The sequence below is a fragment of the Saccharibacillus qingshengii genome (assembly GCF_013185195.1).
Lineage (GTDB): Bacteria > Bacillota > Bacilli > Paenibacillales > Paenibacillaceae > Saccharibacillus > Saccharibacillus qingshengii.
On sequence record NZ_JAAZWC010000003.1, the window covers coordinates 118,927 to 135,212 of the forward strand.

Sequence of the window (16,286 nt, forward strand, 5' to 3'; positions counted from 1 at the left end):
AGCGAAGATGAACACAATCCCGTTGAATGCAAGAGGAATTCCGGCCAGCCGGCTGGTGCTGGGCTGTATGCCTTTCGGAGGAGAGTGGGATCACTCCCCTCTGACGGACGAGCGTGCCGCCTTGTCGGAAGCGGCTGTCGAAGCCGCGCTCTCGATCGGAATCAACATGTTCGATCACGCGGATATTTATACGCGCGGCAAATCCGAAGAAGCTTTCGGCCGGATTCTCAAAGATAGACCGGAACTGCGAGGCGAGATTGTGCTGCAGTCCAAATGCGGAATTGGTCTGGCCGACGAAGAACTGCCGTCACGCTTCGATTTCTCGCGCGATCATATCCTCGCTTCGGTCGAAGGCTCGCTTGCCCGGCTGGGCACCGATTATCTCGATATTCTGCTGCTGCACCGGCCCGATCCGTTGATGGAGCCGGAAGAGATCGCCGAAGCGTTTGCCCGATTGAAAGCTTCGGGCAAAGTCCGTTATTTTGGCGTCTCGAATATGAACGTTTCGCAGATCCGCTTTATCGAGCGTGCGCTGTCGGACCGTCTGGTCGTCAATCAGCTGGAAATGGGACTCGGGCGGCTCGATTTTGTCGAGGAAACGGTTCGCGTCAATCAGACCCAGGGAACCCATGTCCATTTCTCCGAAGGTTTGATGGAATTCAGCCGAACCGAGAATATTCAGCTGCAGGCCTGGGGACCGCTGGCCCAGGGCAAGTTTACGGGCCGCGATGTCAGCGGCGAACCGGAGCCGATCCGCAAAACGGCTGAACTCGTCGCCCGGATGGCCCGCGAACGGGAAACCACGCCGGAGGCTGTCGTGCTCGGTTGGCTGATGAAGCATCCGGCCGGTATTCAGCCCGTGATCGGGACGATGAATCCGGAGCGGATCAAAGCCTGCGCGGACGCGGAGCATCAGGCCAAGCAAATGAGCCGGGACGACTGGTACCGGCTGTATATGACGGCTCGGGGAGACTGAATATCCTCCGAAGCGCTAATGGAGGATCCTATCGATGATAAACAAACTCAGACCGCTCCAGTATCCGCAGAAAGCGGTTCTCTGGGCGGTACTGCTGCTGCTGACCCTGCTGGACCTTGCCGTACTGCTCGATATCCGCAGCGCGGCGGAAGGCCGTCCTTACCGGTTTATGATCTGGAACTTTTTCCTGGCCTGGATTCCCGCCGCGGCGGCGGTCGGACTGGATCTGCAGACCCTGCTCCGGCGCGGACCGCTGCGTACTATTCTGCTGGCCGGTACGGGACTGCTGTGGCTGTTCTTTTATCCCAACACGGCTTACCTGCTGACCGATCTGCTGCATGTATTCCGCAGCTATCCGATTGATCCGCAGCAGCGCTTCTGGGAAGACATCGGCTTCTGGCACCATCTGCTGCCGATGCTGCTTGCCGCGCTGCTGGGGCTGCTGATTGCCGGAGCTTCGCTGTATTCGGTACACCGGCTTGTATCGCGGGCGCTCGGGCGTCTGCCCAGCGCACTATTCGCCGCAGCCGTTCTGCTGCTGTCGAGCTTCGGGATCTATATGGGCCGGTTTATCCGCTGGAACAGTTGGGATATCGTCTCGAGTCCGCTTCTGCTGCTCAAAGACATGCGGGATCTGTTAAGCGATCCCGAATGGGTCCGGCATTTGGTGCTGTTCGGCGGCGGTCTGTTCGTCCTGCAGGCCGGTACGTATGTCGTATTGGTTCTGTTCACCCGGATGAATACGGGAGGAACGGAACATGAACGCTGAGGAGAACGCAAAAATGGCAAAGCCGCAGCTCATATTCGATGTCGGAGGAGTGCTCGCGGACAATCTGGACGGTTTCTGGAGCGGTTTGGCGCAAAGCGGCGGGATCGAACGCCGCGTACTGCGCCGGCGTTACAAACAAGAAGTCGGAAGCCGGCTGTGGTCGGGCTTGCTCACGGAAGGCGAATTCTGGGCATGGCTGTCCAACGCCTGCCCCGGTATCGAGCCCGCTTACGCCCGAACGCTGCTCCGGGAAACGCTTGTTCCGCTGCCCGCTTTGGAACGGCTGGAGACCTGGAGCCGGGAGGCCGATATTCATATTCTCAGCAACCACGTGGCGGCCTGGATTCAACCCCTTTTTGCCGGACGGACCAAGCATATCGCAAGTTTTACCGTGTCGAGCGAAGCCGGTTTCCACAAACCGGATCGCCGGTTGTTCGAATACGCCGCAGCCAAGCTGAAGGGGACGGACATCTGCTTCGTAGATGACAAGGAAGACAATTTGGAAACGGCACGCCTGCTGGGATGGGAGACGATCCTGGCCGATTCCGCCGGCTGTTGGGTCCGCGAGATCGACCGCCGTCTTTACGGGGAGGGAACAACGGATGTTTAATTTTATAGCCGGAATAGCGGGACTTGCGATGGGGCTGAAATTTCTGCACGGGACGCTCAGCCGCGGGAAGTCGCAGGTGACGGGCCGGATTCTGGGCCTTACGAGTCCGATTCGCTGGATTCAGATCGGCATGTCGCTGCTGCTGATCGGCTTGGGACTGTATCTGCTGATTCGCTGAAGAGTTCGGCTTACATAAACTTCGGAAACGGGGAATCGGAATGGGAGAACGGACGGAATCGTTGATTGCGGGCGCGAACACATCACTGGGAAGTTCGGGCATCGCCCGGGTCAAGCTGGAATGGGAATCCGCGCCTTCGCTGCCCGATGCGAGCTGTTTTGTATTGGGGCCGGACGGGAAAGTGCTTTCGGACGATTATTTTATTTTCTACAATCAGCCGAGCAGTCCGGGAAGCGGCGTCACGCTGAGTTCAAGCGGAGAACGGTCGGCCGTATTCGAAGCGGATCTGGGCGGCATCCAAGCCGGCACGATCGAAAAATTCGTATTCGCAGCCGTGCTGGAAGGTCCGGGAACTTTCGCGGATGTCCGCGGGTTGACGCTGACAGTGGAATATGAAGGACGGACTGTTGTCTGTGCCTTGTCCGGAGCGGGGCGGGAAGCGGCACTTGTGCTGGCCGAAATTTACGCGTATAAAGAAACGGTAAAGCTTCGTTCGATCGGACGCGGATTCGACGGGGGACTGGGTCCGCTGGCGGAATCGTTTGGCGTCGACGTCGAAGCGGAGTCTCCGGCCGAGGCCGTTCCTTCCGAAGAGGCTGCGAAGCCGTCTGCGCAGCCTGCGCTTGGACGGATCGATCTGCTGAAGAAGAAAGTCGCCGTATCGCTGGAGAAAAAACGGATTGCCCGGGTGAAAGCGAAGGTTGCCGTCGTGTTCGATGCTTCCGGGTCGATGAACAAGCTCTACAAAAACGGAACCGTCCAGCGCGCATTCGAGCGGATTCTGGCGATTGCCGCGAGTCTGGACGATGACGGGATGCTCGATGTCTGGATGTTTGCGCTGGAATTTGTGCGCGCAGAGCCGGCAACCGTGCAGGGTTACGAAGATTACGTAAGCCGCGTCTACCCCTTCAAAGGAGCGGGAGGGCGCAATAACGAACCGGCGGTCATGCAGGATGTGATTCATAAGTTCACGGTGGAAGATTCGGACCCGTCCGTACCGGTTTATGTCGTCTTTTTCAGCGATGGGGGCGTATCGGAGACCAAGAAAATTTCGCGTCTGCTGACGGAAAGTTCGCTGCATCCGATATTCTGGCAGTTCGTCGGGTTGGGCGAAGCCAATTACGGCATTCTGCGCAAACTGGACGATCTGCCGGGCCGGTTGGTCGATAATGCCGGATTTTTCTCGCTCGACGATATCGATACGGTGAGCGACGAAGAGCTGTACGACCGTCTGTTCGAAGAGTTTCCGGACTGGCTGCAGGAAGCGCGCGCCAAAAATATCCTGCGTGCAGGTTCCGGCGGTTAGAACCGACAGTCAACAAAGCCGTACAAGTTTGGAACAAAGCGAGTGGAGGGGATTTCGTGAATTTGCAGCAATGGATCGATGCCGCGCTGCGCGGAGAAATCGCGGAGGATGACGTTCAGCATAGCTTATGGCTGCTGTCGAATACGCCGATGCTGTATGACAGCGGCGAGAAAATCGCCGTCGAGGATTATTTGCGGGGATTGGAACATCAGCCGTCGGCCGCCGAAGCGGAGGCGCTGGGCGAACTGTTCGATCACGCGGTGGCGTTCAGCCGGCGATTCGCCGAACCGGCGCAGTATGACCGGATGCAGGATGTACTGAGTCTGCAGTTTGATCTGTGGGCGCGCGGCGTGCTGCGGCTCGAAGACTGGATCGCCTGGATCGAAGGTGCGTCCAAAGGGACGATCGAGCTGCCGGAATACGATTTTGACGAGATTCTGGGCAGTGCGCCCGAAGGATTCATGATCCAGGATTTCCACGATGAGTTGAATTACAGATTGGAAGACGCACCCGAAGACGAATGGGTATTGTCGCATCTTGACGAATTGCACCGCCGTGTCGGGGTCACCGGAAAAGCATAAAATTGCGGATAAGGGTTGACGCTCTATAGGAAAGCCGATATGATGGTTAGCAACGAGAGACGAACCGAAAACGGTTTGTCTCTCGTTTTCTTTTTGCCTGCAACCGACAATTTTCGACCAAAAATAAATTTCTTCTGCTTATTGAATCGTTGTCTTTCTCTGAAAATACGCCTTTTTTGTCGAAAAAAGCCCTTTTCTGCGTAAAATTCGCAACGTTTTCCTCTAATTGCCTTCAAAAGCGGCCTTATTCGGCGTATAATCAAGCACAATCTCAACAATTACGGACGCAGAAGCTGCGACGGCGGAAAGGAGGAGAAGAGGTGAGCGGTATGGACGAAACGAACGATCCGAACAGAAGGCAGCAGGAAGTTTGCGAACTCCCGGGGCGGGCGATTGCTCCTCTGGGCGAGATCATCGAAGCTTACCCGGTAGCCGGAGGTTTGTCCACAGACCGGAAATACAAGGTCCATTTCTACGGATACGACGGTGCCTATCTGCTTCGTCTGTTCGACGAAGATTCGCTTGCGCTCAAGCGGGCCGAATATGAAGCGCTGCACCGGATGCAGGCGATGACCGTACACTGCTCTCGCCCTATTGCGATCGGACGCTGGGAGCCGGCCGGACCGTTTTTCCTGCTCGTGTCCTATATCGAAGGGACCGATGCGGCGCAGCTGCTGCCTCTTTCTCCCAAACCCCAACAGCTGCGTATCGGGATGCAGGCGGGCGAAGCGCTGAGCCGGATCGGCTGTTACGAAGCTCCCGAAGACATGGAAGCCTGGGGAGAGCGCTGTCGGCGCAAAGTGGAACGGGAAATGGCCGCTTTGCAGACGCACGGGATTCGTACTCGCGCCGCGCAAGCGGCAGCGGAGAAGATTCGCCGGGATCTGCATCTGGCCGAAGGCCGGCCTTCGGTCTTCCTGCACGGGCGTTTCGGCCCGGAGAATCTGATCGTGCAAATGGGGAGACTTGCGGGCGTGGTCGGTTTCGAACGTTTCGGCTGGGGGGACCCTCTCTATGAGTTTGCGGGACTTGGCCTGCACAGCCGCCAAGCCAGCACACTTTTTTGTACCGGCCAGATTCTCGGTTATCACGGCGGGCAGGAGCCGGAGCCGGCTTTTTGGCGCCTGTACGGCCTGTATGCGGCAGTCGGGGCGATATCGCTGTTGGCGGAAGCGGCGGAAAGCGGTATCGAACATCGGGAAGAGCGTCTGGAGCAGGCGATCAGGCTGACGGATGAACTCGAACGCGACCACGAAGGATTTGCAAACGATCGTCCTTCCTGGTTCGCCGCACTTTGAACGCAGCCCTGCCGGCAGACCGCGCGATTCGCCAGGCAGGTCTTAAGGGTATGTGAGAAGTAGAGATTTCGCATGTGTTAAGTTATACTTATGACATATCGCTCGGTAAGCCGAGCCGTCGGCGGACGCCGGAGACAAGGGCCGTATCCGCGGAAGGCACGGCTTTTGTATGTCCGGCGCGGATACGGCGAATGACGACCAGGAGGAATAACCATGACCCAACCACAAAAAATGTTCGTATTTGTCGGCTCTTATGCCGAATCCGCTTCGAGCGGCGTGTATACGTACGAATTCGATGAAACCGCAGGCAGCCTCAAGCTGCTCGACCAGACCTCGGGTCTGAAAAATCCGACTTTTCTCAATGTGGATGTTGAACATTCCCATATTTATGCGATCGGCGAAGTCGAAACCGAAGGCGGTAAGTCCGGCGAAGTCATGATGATCCATTTTGACGAGAACGGTACACTGACCCGCTTCAACCGGACGATCACGACTCCGAACACGACCTGCCACGTTCAGCGCGATTCGGAGAACCGTTTCTTGGTCGTATCGAGTTATCACGGCGGAATGGCCGGACTCGTGTCGTTAAAAGAAAACGGTCATGTCGGCGAACTGCTCGATGTATCGGCTCACCGCTCGGAAGACGGAGCCGCGCCGCATGTCCATTCCGCGTTCTTCAGTCCCGACGAGAAGTTCGTGCTGGTACAGGATCTGGGATTGGACTTGATTCGCACCTACTCGATCGATCGCGAAGCCGGCAAGCTGGTCGCTCAAGGGGATACCCGGACGGCCAAAGGCGCAGGTCCGCGCCATCTGGCTTTCCACCCGGGCGGGAAATTCGCTTTTGTGATCAATGAATTGAACTCGACGATCGCTTCTTACCGCTATGGAACCGATAACGGTTCGCTCGGCGAGATCGAAGTCGTACCGACGCTTCCGGCCGATTACACGGGCGAGAACGGCTGCTCGGAGATCACGGTTTCCGCAGACGGACGTTTCGTTTATGGAGCCAACCGCGGTCACGACAGCATCGTGGTCTACGCGTTCGACGAAGCGCAGGAGAAGCTGACGCTCGTTCAGCACATTTCCACCGAAGGCGGTCACCCGCGCCATTTCGCATTGATTCCAAGCGGAAGCCATCTGCTTGCGGCCAACCGCGATGCCAACAATATTGCCGTGTTCCAGGTTGACCAAGCAAGCGGACGCCTGAGTTTCACCGGCAATACGGTCAGCGTATCGAAGCCGGTATGCGTTCGTCCTTACTACGTATAAGCCGATTGGACGGGCGGTCTGCCTGTTCGGCTGAACGATTTACCCAAAGCGGTTCTTTCCTATTGTGGGGGAACCGCTTTTAGTGTCTCGGAGCAAGTCGGGATAGCAAAAAACCTTAGAGGTATGATACGCTGTTTAAAGTTTGAATTTTAACTGTTTCGCCGGAGCGAATCAGAGGAGGGAACGGAAAGATGAGTGATTTGCCTGCGTCCGGTCCGGACTGGACGCACATCATCGGGGAGCTTCGTTCGTCCGTCACCATTACGGACGCAGCCGATCCGGAACAGCCGCTTGTTTTCGTCAACGATTATTTTTTGCAGCTGACCGGTTATTCGCGCGAGGAAGTCATCGGCCGCAACTGCCGCTTTTTGCAGGGCGACGGTACCCGCAGCGAGACGGTCCGGGAAATTCGGGAGCGGCTGTTACAATGCATGCCCGTACGTACGGAGATTTTGAATTACCGAAGTGACGGGAGCCCTTTCTGGAATGAATTGAATATTGATCCGATCTTCGATACCGAAGGGCGCTGCGTCTTGTTTGTCGGTCTGCAGTATGAAGTTACCGATCGCAAGCTGCTCGAGGAAGAAGCGGCTCATGCCGCACGTTCCGCCCATCGGCAGAGCCGGGCGTTAATGGAGTTTATCGGAAAACTCAACCATGAAATGCGGAACAACATGAACGGCGTGTTGGGCCTGCTCGATATCGTACTGATGGATGAAAGCCTGCCGGACGATGTGCGGGAATACCTCGAGTTGGCCAAAGGGAGCGGAGATACGCTGCTCAATATCGCCAACGATGCGCTCGATTTGGCCGGTGCGGCCAACGGCCGGATGAAATTGGAACGGATCGAATTCAATTTGAGGCAGGTTCTCGAATCGATTCTTAAGACGCATAGTGCGCGCGCGGCGGAGAAAGGTCTGGAACTGAAGCTTGCGATCGGCGGAGATTTGTCGCAGCGTACCTACGGCGACCCGCATCGACTGCGTCAGGTGCTGGACAACCTGATCGGCAACGCGATGAAGTTCACGGAGCAGGGAAGCATCACGCTGTCGGCGGAATCGCTGCCGCAGCGGACGGAATCGGGCGAACAGCAGATTCGCTTCACCGTTCGGGATACGGGAATCGGCATCCCGGAAGAGCATATGGACAAGCTGTTCAAAGCGTTCAGCCAAACCGATGTGTCGCATGCGCGTTTGTACGGCGGTTCCGGACTCGGACTCAAGATCTGCGAGGAATTGGTGGGGCTGATGGGCGGACGGATTTTTGCCGAAAGCCGCGAAGGCGAAGGCACCGCTTTTCACGCGGATATTCCTTTTTCGACCGAAGGATAGACGGTACCCAAGCTTGATGTCATCCGAAAGAGCCTGTCCTTATGGACAGGCTCTTCAGGCTGTCGAGAAAGTCCCATTCGTGTGAAAAGCTTGTCGGCTGTGGGAGAAATTCGTTAGCGGACGCTCACGATGTGCCTTTCTTCGAAAGGCTTTAGGTCGCGTGTTGAAATCGGGAAAAAGGATTGGATTTTAGCGGAATTTTCCCGATTTCAAAGGCGAACGCTGGCGCTCCTACACTGAATTTCTCCCTTCGCCTCCTCGCCTCTCTCGGAATCAGACTTTCTCGACACGTTGAAGAGCCTGTCCTTATGGACAGGCTCTTTTTGGGTTGGGTCGAAAAGGGAAGCTGCCTGCCGGGCGATTACGGAGCGGTCCAGGCGAGCAGCAGCGGCAGCATAAGGAAAGACGCAAGCGTGGTCCACAAGATACAGCGGGAGACGAATTTCGGCGAAGCGCCGAACTGTTCCGCCAAGATGACGGCGTTGACCGCGGTCGGCATCGAAGCCAGTACAAGCAGGACGCCCAGCAGCAGCGGTTCCGCGCCGAGCAGAATCAAGATCAGCCAGCTCAGCAGCGGTGCGGCCAGCAGCCGCAGCGCTAGGCCTGCTTGGAACGCGCGCCGCAGGTTGGGCTGCCATTCGCCGTGGGCCGCTCCGATCATCTGCGCGCCCAAGATGACGAGCACTACCGGCGAATAAGCGTCGGCCAGCAGATTGACGCCCGTCTGCACCACATCCGTCAGTTCGATTCCGGTCAGACGCAGCAGTCCGGCCAGCGCCGCCACGTACAGGGCCGGCAGCTTGAGCATGGCCTGCCCGGCTTTTTTGACCGAAAACTGCGATCGTGCGGCAAAAAACACACCGATCGTATTGACGATGATAATCTGCATGACGACATAGACGGCCGCTTTGTCGAGCCCGGCCTGCCCGAAAGCCAGCAGGACGAGCGGCAGACCGTAATTTACGCAGTTCGTAAACGAAGCCACCAGCGTAAGTCCGGCTTTCTCCGAATCTTCCAGCCGCAGCAGGCGGCCGAGCAGAGCCGCTGCCGCCCACATGGCCAGGAGGTTGATCAGGCTGAATGCGATCGTGATACCCACATCGTTTGCGGATACGCGCGCATTCAATAAAGTGGTGAAGATAATGGACGGGCTGAGCAGATAAAGCGAGAGAACGGACAGCGGTTTCGTGTCGAGCCCGCGGAAGCGCCTCAGCAGAATGCCGGCGATCACGGGAAAAGACAGCGGAAGAAAAACGTGGTACATCGTAGCCAAAACGGACAGCAGCATAAGAACCTTCCTTCGCCTGCCGGCGCTGGGATTTCCGGGCGGGACGACAGTGCGCCGAACGCCGCCGGGGAAATCCCGAGCCCCGCGTGATACAGATTACTTTATCGCAGCGGCGCCCGGGCGTCCAATACGCGGTGCCTATACGCTTATAGGCGTTTGCGTTCCACGAAGCGCTCCAGCTGGTCCAGCAGTCCTTCGCGCCGCAGAATCTCCGCTTGTTTGGGGCCGATCAGATCGAAATGCGGATAGCGGTCGCGGCGGTGGATATGGGCGGGGCTCAGTCCGTTCCGAAGACACCAGCCGGACAGTTTGCCCAGATCGCTGCAGCCGACTTTCGTGACGGAAGTGATGCCGGGGAAGCGGGGGTGCAGCCAGAAATGCGTCAGATAAGCGATCTCGCCGCGTTCCACGGCTTCTTTCCAGCGGGTAAGCTCCTGTCTGTTGATTCCGAATGCCATGGGTTTGCCTCTTTTCTTCGAAGGTTTCTTCATTATAACAGCTCGGACCGATCCCCCGCCAAAGCAGCCGGGTGTGAGCGAACGCGCTTGTCCGCAAGGCATTTAGCGCGTAAACTGGAAGAAGCTTGATGATAGCGTGTTCAAAACGGGACGGACCTCGGCTGCGGCGGCGGATACGAAGCGGCGGAGAGTACGGGGAGGAGACAAACGGAAATGCAGGACAACAAGGTGGACGTAGTCACGCTCGGAGAAAGTATGATTTTGTTCCAATCGTACAACCAGGGGGCTTTGCAGTACGAGCCTTTGTTTACCAAATCGCTTGCGGGGGCGGAATCGAACGTGGCGATCGGACTGTCCAGACTGGGCAAAAAAGTACGCTGGATCGGCAGACTCGGCAGCGATCCGTTCGGCGATCTGGTACTGACGACGCTTGCGGGCGAAGGAGTCGATGTGTCGCATGCGCTCCGAGACCCCGAAGCGCCGACAGCGGTTTATTTCAAAGACTTCAAGCGCTACGGCGACCCGGCGGTTTATTATTATCGAAAAGGATCGGCGGCGAGCCGTCTGGCTCCGGATATGATCGACGAAACGTGGCTGCAGGGTGCCGGGCATCTGCATGTGACGGGGATTACCCCTGCGCTTGGCGAACATACGGCGGCGGCGGTACGCAAACTGATGGAGCTGGCAAGAGAGAAAGGGCTCACGGTTTCTTTCGATCCCAATTTGCGCCGCAAGCTGTGGAGCGAAGAACAGGCCCGGGAGACGCTGCTGTCGTTGATTCCGCTGTGCGATATTTTCATGCCGGGAGACGAAGAAGCGGAATTCCTGCTCGGTCCTCAGGAGATCGAAGCTTACGGCCGGGCTTTCCTGGATATGGGTCCAAAAGTCGTGGCGATGAAGCTGGGCGCGGAAGGATCGATCGGGTTTACGCAAAAAACGGTCGTGCGCGCGGAACCGTTCCCGGTTGAACGGTTGATCGATACGGTCGGGGCGGGAGACGCGTTCGCTTCCGGGCTGCTCTCGGTTCTGCTCGACCGTCGGGAAGAACTCTCGACGGGAATTGGCGAGGAATCGCTGCATGAAGCGCTGCGCCGGGCCAATCTGCTCGGTTCGATGGCGACGCAGTTCAAAGGCGATTGGGAAGGCCTGCCGACGCTTGCCGAAGTTCAAACGATTCAAGGTGGACAGAAACAGGTTACACGTTAAAAGAAGTCGATCAACGAACAGGAGGCCTACAGGATGACGCAGAATATGCTGGTGCTGGGAGGAACGCGTTTTTTCGGTAAACTTCTGGTCGAAAAACTGCTGGAAGCCGGACATACGGTGACGATTGCCACCCGCGGCACGACGGAAGATCCGTTCGGGGATCGGGTAAAGCGGATTCGGGTCGACCGTACCGACGAAAGCGCGCTTGCCGCGGCGGTGCAGGGACAATATTGGGACGTGGTGTATGACAACATCTGTTATCAGGCGGACGAAGCTCGGGCGGCGATCCGCGTGTTCACAGGCAGGGTCGGGCGTTATGTGCTGACCTCCAGTTTGTCCGTATACGAAACCGGTTCGGCGGAGGTAAAAGAAGAACAGGTGGATACGGCCTCGATGGAGATTCCGCCGAGTCCGGTCGGTCAAGTCCCGTACGGCGAAGGCAAAGCGCAGGCGGAAGCGGTATTTTTCCGCGAAGCTCCGTTTGCTGCGGCAGCGGCACGTTTGCCGATCGTACTCGGACCCCACGATTATACGAAACGTCTGCATTTTCATATCGACCGGATCCAAAAAGGAACTTCGTTCGTTATGCCCAATACGCAGGCGCGTATCTGCTTCATACATGAAGAAGAAGCGGCGGATTTCCTGAAATGGCTGGGCGAGAGCGGCGTAACGGGACCGTTCAATGCCGCTTCGGCAGGCCGGCCGCGGCTGCGCGAACTGCTGGCTGTCATCGACCGGGAAACCGGAAGACGCGCTATCGTGCTTCCGGAAGGACCCGACAGCGAAGGCTCGCCGTTCGGTATTCCCGGAGACTGGACGATGGATACGTCCCGCGCCGAGGCGGCGGGATTCGTGTTCCGCAATCTGGACGACTGGCTGCCGGATCTGGTGCACGAACTGGCGGAGCGGAAAGGCTGATTCCTGAACCCCGAAGGCAGAATTTAATCGAAGATACAGCCCAAAAACGGCGATCCCTGAAGTGGACTTCAGGAATCGCCGTTTTTCTTTTTTTGCAAAGGGGCCCTGCCTAAACGTACACCGCCGCTGGAGTGAAAAACGGATATGCCGGAGCGGCCAAGATCAGGAATTGATTCTTCCGGGCAGCCCGGTCGAAGCCGGAGCGGAAGAAGCGAGTCCTCCCGCGGCGGCCCAGGTCGTGCGCCATCTGAGCTGCATAACCACGAGAAGGCCGAGGGTAAGCAGTACAAATCCGCTCAGACAGACAAATCCCGGCGTGTAACTGCCCGTCATCTGATAGAGCTTGCCCAGCAGCATGGGCAGCGCATATCCGCCCAAGCCGCCGGCGGCGCCTACAATACCGGTCATCAGGCCCAATTCGCTGCCGAAGCGCTGCGGAACGAGCTGGAAGACCGCTCCGTTGCCGGCGCCCAGACACATCATGCCCGCGAAGAGGAAGATCACGACAGCCGTGAGTGGAGGCATGGAAGCGACGAAGGCGAGCATGAGGCCGGCCCCGCAGAACAGGATCGTCAGCATCCGGATGCCTCCGAGCCGATCGGACAGGAAGCCGCCCAGAGGCCGGAAGAAACTGCCCGCGATCACGCAGATGGTTGTAAAGTCGGCGGCCCGGACCGCGGACAGCCCGTACTGGGCGTTAAAGAAGATCGTCAGATAGTTGGAGAGACCGACAAATCCGCCGAAAGTGACCGCGTAGAACATGCAGAATACCCAAGCGTCGCCCTGACGCAAAACGGAGGCGTAATGGGACAGCTTTTTGGGGGCGGGACGGTGGGGGCTGTTTCGGGCAAACAAAGTAAAGATCACGAAGACGACGCTAATCGGAATGATCGCCAGTCCGAATACGATTTCCCAGCTGCCGAAATGCTGGGCGATCCGGTTGGCGAACAAGGTGGAGAGTACGGTGCCGCTGTTGCCTGCGCCCGCGATGCCCATCGCCAATCCCTGATGTTCTTTGGGATACCACTGCCCGGCAAGCGGCAGCGCCGCTGCGAACGAAGCGCCGGCGATGCCGAGAAGCAGAGCGACAATATAGAGCTGGTCAAGCGAGTGGACGAACTGCCAACCGATAATCAGGGGAACGAGGGTGAGCAGCATCCCGATCTGTCCGGTCAGCTTGGGACCGATATAATCGGTAAGCGCTCCGAGCACGAGCCGGAGAATCGAGCCTCCGAGAATCGGCAGGGCGACGAGCTGCGCTTTTTGCAGAGGGTCCATCGGGTAGTCGGCCGCGATAACCACGGCCAGCGGCCCGATCATCACCCAGACCATGAAGCTCATGTCGAAGTACAAAAAGGCGCTCAACAAACTCGGCGTGTGGCCGCTTTTCCAAAAACTCTTTTTTTCCGTTTCCATACTTGTCTCATCTCCTCGCAGATCGGTTGAAAGGGTAGGGAAATCCGAAAAGGCCGCAGTTCGTTCTTTGAAGAAAGAACGAACTGCGGCCTCGTTGCCGGATGCAGACCTCACAGCGTTGTGGGGTCTTTGACTAAGCAAAGTATAAAAATTTAAGCTTTACATGTCAATATATTTAACTTAAAAACTTTTTAAAGTCTTCAAATTTGCTTTTATCTCAATTTATATGTTAGATAAACTATCATAAAGGTTGACTTGAGCCTTCTATTCCCCTACCCTATGAATAGTCATTCGGTACAATGGAGTACCGCTTTGCATCGGCAGCGCAGCCTATTTTTCTTTCTACGGCGGAAGAAGATAGGCTTTTTGTGTCCTGATTTTTCGGCAGGCGAATCTTGAAAGGCAAGAAAGGATGAGGCGGATATGCTCAAGCAAAAGCCGAAGCTGGTCGTGATCGGAAACGGAATGGCGGGCATCCGCTGTCTGGAAGAAATTCTGAAGCTTGCTCCCGACCGGTTCGAAATGACGGTGATCGGCGAAGAACGCCATCCCAACTATAACCGGATGATGCTCTCCAAAGTGCTGCAGGGCAGCTCTTCCTTCGACGAGATCGTACTGAATCCCTATGAATGGTATAAGGAACACGGCATTGCCCTGCATACGGGTGAGCGGGCCGTGCGGATCCGAACCGGCGAACACCGGGAAGTCGAGACCGCATCGGGACTATGCCTGCCCTGGGATCATCTGATTATCGCTGCCGGTTCTTCCGCGTTCGTTCCGCCGATTCCCGGTGCCGACAAAAGCGGCGTCATTTCGTTTCGGAATCTGGAAGACTGTGCGGCCATGATCCGGGCTTCCGGCAGCGTGCGCCGGGCCGCGGTGATCGGGGGCGGCCTGCTTGGGCTCGAAGCGGCGCGCGGCCTGTTGAATCTCGGCATGGACACGCAGGTTGTTCACAATGCGCCTTTCCTGATGAACCGACAGCTGGACGAGACGGCGGCCCGGCTTCTGCAAAAAGAATTGGAAAGGCAGGGCATGCGGTTTCGGCTGAATACCACGACGGCCAGTATTACCGGTCTCGGCCGGGCCAAAGGTCTGCTGTTTGCGGATGGGGAACGGCTGCAGGCGGATCTGGTCGTTCTGGCGGTAGGGATCACGCCCAATACGGAACTGGCGGCAGCCAGCGGTATTTCCAGCCGGCGCGGCATTCTGGTGGACGACGGCCTGCAGACGAATATGCCGGGCGTGTACGCCCTAGGCGAATGCGCCGAACACCGGGGGATCGCTTACGGCCTGGTTGCTCCGCTCTACGAACAGGCCAAAGTGCTGGCGAACCGGCTGTGCGGGGCGTCAGGCGATGCGTATCGCGGCTCGACGCTGTATACCCGGCTCAAAGTTTCCGGCGTCGAGGTCTTCTCGGCCGGTGAAATCCGTGAAGATCAAGCGGAAGTCGCGCAGCGGACCGAAGACGGCATCCGCGGTCTGTACCGCAAAGTGACGATGAAGGAAGGGCGGATCGTCGGTGCGATCCTCTATGGAGATACGGCGGAATCGGGTTCGCTGCTGAAACTGATCGGGCAGCAGGCATCCATCGAGAGTCTGTCTTCCGGCGTGGGTGCCGGAGGAGGCCTGCAGGCGGCCGCCGCATCGCTGCCCGAAGCCGATGCGGTCTGCGCCTGCAACGAGGTCAGCAAATCCGCTATTATGCAGGCGGTGATCTCGGACGGTCTGACCTCGGCCGACCAGGTCAAGCGGGCTACGGGAGCTTCGGGTTCCTGCGGCGGCTGTCGGCCGATGGTGGAGGCGCTCGTCGAATACGCGAAGTCGGGAGCGGGCTCCGCTCCGGCTGCCCGCTCTGATCGGGAAGAAGCGGCGGAAGAAGCGCTGTGCGGCTGTGTGCCTTTTGGCCGTGCCGGGCTCAAAGCCGCGGTGCAAGCTGCCCGGCTTGGGCTTTCGGTGAGCGAACGGGCTTCTGCGCCGATCGGTCTGACCGGACGGGGATTTCGTCTGATCCCGGAGCAGGAGTGGACGGGCGGCTGCGAAATCTGTCGGCCGGCCGTGCTGTATTACCTGCAAACAAGAAGCGGGGATCACGCGTACGAATCGGAACACACAGAAGGCACTCGCGCCTGCAAAGCGCATATTCCGATGCGGGAGGAGCCGTCCGATCGATATCTACCTGCGGATGCGGTGCACAGGATCGAGGCGCGTTTGGCTCGGAGCCTGCGGTCAGTGGGACTTCCCGGAGCCGTGGACGCAGCGGTCTCGGCCGGTCCGCACGATCCGCGGGGTATTGCGGTTCGGGATATCGGCTTGGGGCGCTGTCCGGCCGGATGGGAACTTTACGCCGGCGGACATGCGGAGCATCCGGTCCGTGCCGGCGAATGGCTTGGAGTCGCGGAAAATGAAGAAGAGGCTGTTTTGTTCGGGCAAGCACTGCTGCAGCTGTACCGGGAACAAGCTTTTTACGGCGAAGCGCTGTGGGAATGGTTCGAACGGGTCGGTCTGAGATCCGTCCGGGAGATTCTGCTGGATCGCGCGCTTCGGGAAGAACTGGCTTGGCGTTTGGGGAAGGATGCGGAGGAGGCGGCCCTCAGGGCGGAAGACGTGATCCGGATTGCCGCTCCGGACGCGCCGGGACCGCATGCGGAATTGAAATCCGTTTCCCGTTAATCGATC

15 protein-coding genes are annotated in these 16,286 nt (G+C 58.0%); 12 read left to right on the plus strand and 3 right to left on the minus strand.

Translation table 11 applies throughout. The features are described from left to right. Positions 1-7: 7 nt before the first annotated feature. From HRQ60_RS04040 to HRQ60_RS04080, 9 genes are all read left to right on the plus strand, one after another. Entirely contained in the window at positions 8-976 is a 969-nt protein-coding gene (locus HRQ60_RS04040; protein ID WP_172194356.1) for an aldo/keto reductase, read from the plus strand. Positions 977-1,010: 34 nt separating this feature from the next. Continuing rightward, the gene (locus HRQ60_RS04045) at positions 1,011-1,745 is read left to right on the plus strand and encodes a DUF1361 domain-containing protein (RefSeq protein ID WP_172194357.1); all 735 of its coding nucleotides are present in this window, start codon (positions 1,011-1,013) and stop codon (positions 1,743-1,745) included. A gap of 13 nt (positions 1,746-1,758) precedes the next feature. Beyond that, the gene (locus tag HRQ60_RS04050; protein WP_172194358.1) at positions 1,759-2,355 is read left to right on the plus strand and encodes an HAD-IA family hydrolase; all 597 of its coding nucleotides are present in this window, start codon (positions 1,759-1,761) and stop codon (positions 2,353-2,355) included. Further along, a complete protein-coding gene (locus HRQ60_RS04055; protein WP_172194359.1) occupies positions 2,348-2,533 on the plus strand; it encodes a hypothetical protein in 186 nt (61 codons plus the stop codon). The genes HRQ60_RS04050 and HRQ60_RS04055 overlap by 8 nt, the downstream gene beginning before the upstream one ends. A 40-nt stretch (positions 2,534-2,573) precedes the next feature. Beyond that, positions 2,574-3,839 carry a VWA domain-containing protein gene (locus HRQ60_RS04060; RefSeq protein ID WP_172194360.1) on the plus strand — a complete coding sequence of 422 codons (1,266 nt, stop codon included), beginning with the start codon at positions 2,574-2,576 and terminating at the stop codon, positions 3,837-3,839. A 56-nt stretch (positions 3,840-3,895) separates the two neighbouring features. Then, complete coding sequence (locus HRQ60_RS04065) at positions 3,896-4,420, plus strand: hypothetical protein (RefSeq protein ID WP_172194361.1); 525 nt, start codon at positions 3,896-3,898, stop codon at positions 4,418-4,420. Between the two features lie 329 nt (positions 4,421-4,749). Continuing rightward, on the plus strand, positions 4,750-5,718 hold the full coding sequence (locus tag HRQ60_RS04070; RefSeq protein WP_246281121.1) for a phosphotransferase family protein: 969 nt from the start codon (positions 4,750-4,752) through the stop codon (positions 5,716-5,718). Between the two features lie 213 nt (positions 5,719-5,931). Then, positions 5,932-6,990, plus strand: coding sequence for a lactonase family protein (locus tag HRQ60_RS04075; RefSeq protein WP_172194363.1), 1,059 nt, complete (start codon positions 5,932-5,934; stop codon positions 6,988-6,990). A gap of 191 nt (positions 6,991-7,181) precedes the next feature. Next, positions 7,182-8,321 (plus strand): sensor histidine kinase, encoded by a 1,140-nt coding sequence (locus HRQ60_RS04080; RefSeq protein WP_172194364.1) that lies wholly within the window; start codon positions 7,182-7,184, stop codon positions 8,319-8,321. Between the two features lie 361 nt (positions 8,322-8,682). Here the strand turns inward: HRQ60_RS04080 and HRQ60_RS04085 are convergent, their stop codons facing one another. Both HRQ60_RS04085 and HRQ60_RS04090 read right to left on the minus strand, forming a co-directional pair. Next, on the minus strand, positions 8,683-9,609 hold the full coding sequence (locus HRQ60_RS04085; protein WP_172194365.1) for an AEC family transporter: 927 nt from the start codon (positions 9,607-9,609) through the stop codon (positions 8,683-8,685). Positions 9,610-9,755: 146 nt separating this feature from the next. Further along, on the minus strand, positions 9,756-10,067 hold the full coding sequence (locus HRQ60_RS04090; protein WP_172194366.1) for a hypothetical protein: 312 nt from the start codon (positions 10,065-10,067) through the stop codon (positions 9,756-9,758). Positions 10,068-10,280: 213 nt separating this feature from the next. Here HRQ60_RS04090 and HRQ60_RS04095 point away from each other — a divergent pair, with 213 nt between their 5' ends. Together HRQ60_RS04095 and HRQ60_RS04100 are read left to right on the plus strand one after the other, a co-directional pair. After that, on the plus strand, positions 10,281-11,273 hold the full coding sequence (locus HRQ60_RS04095; RefSeq protein WP_172194367.1) for a sugar kinase: 993 nt from the start codon (positions 10,281-10,283) through the stop codon (positions 11,271-11,273). Positions 11,274-11,306: 33 nt separating this feature from the next. After that, on the plus strand, positions 11,307-12,191 hold the full coding sequence (locus HRQ60_RS04100) for an NAD-dependent epimerase/dehydratase family protein (protein WP_172194368.1): 885 nt from the start codon (positions 11,307-11,309) through the stop codon (positions 12,189-12,191). Between the two features lie 162 nt (positions 12,192-12,353). On the opposite strand, the gene HRQ60_RS04105 is transcribed toward HRQ60_RS04100, so the two are convergent. After that, positions 12,354-13,607: a nitrate/nitrite transporter gene (locus HRQ60_RS04105; protein WP_172194369.1), complete on the minus strand. Its 1,254-nt coding sequence runs from the start codon at positions 13,605-13,607 to the stop codon at positions 12,354-12,356. A 423-nt stretch (positions 13,608-14,030) separates the two neighbouring features. Here HRQ60_RS04105 and HRQ60_RS04110 point away from each other — a divergent pair, with 423 nt between their 5' ends. After that, complete coding sequence (locus tag HRQ60_RS04110; protein WP_172194370.1) at positions 14,031-16,280, plus strand: FAD-dependent oxidoreductase; 2,250 nt, start codon at positions 14,031-14,033, stop codon at positions 16,278-16,280. Positions 16,281-16,286 lie beyond the last annotated feature (6 nt).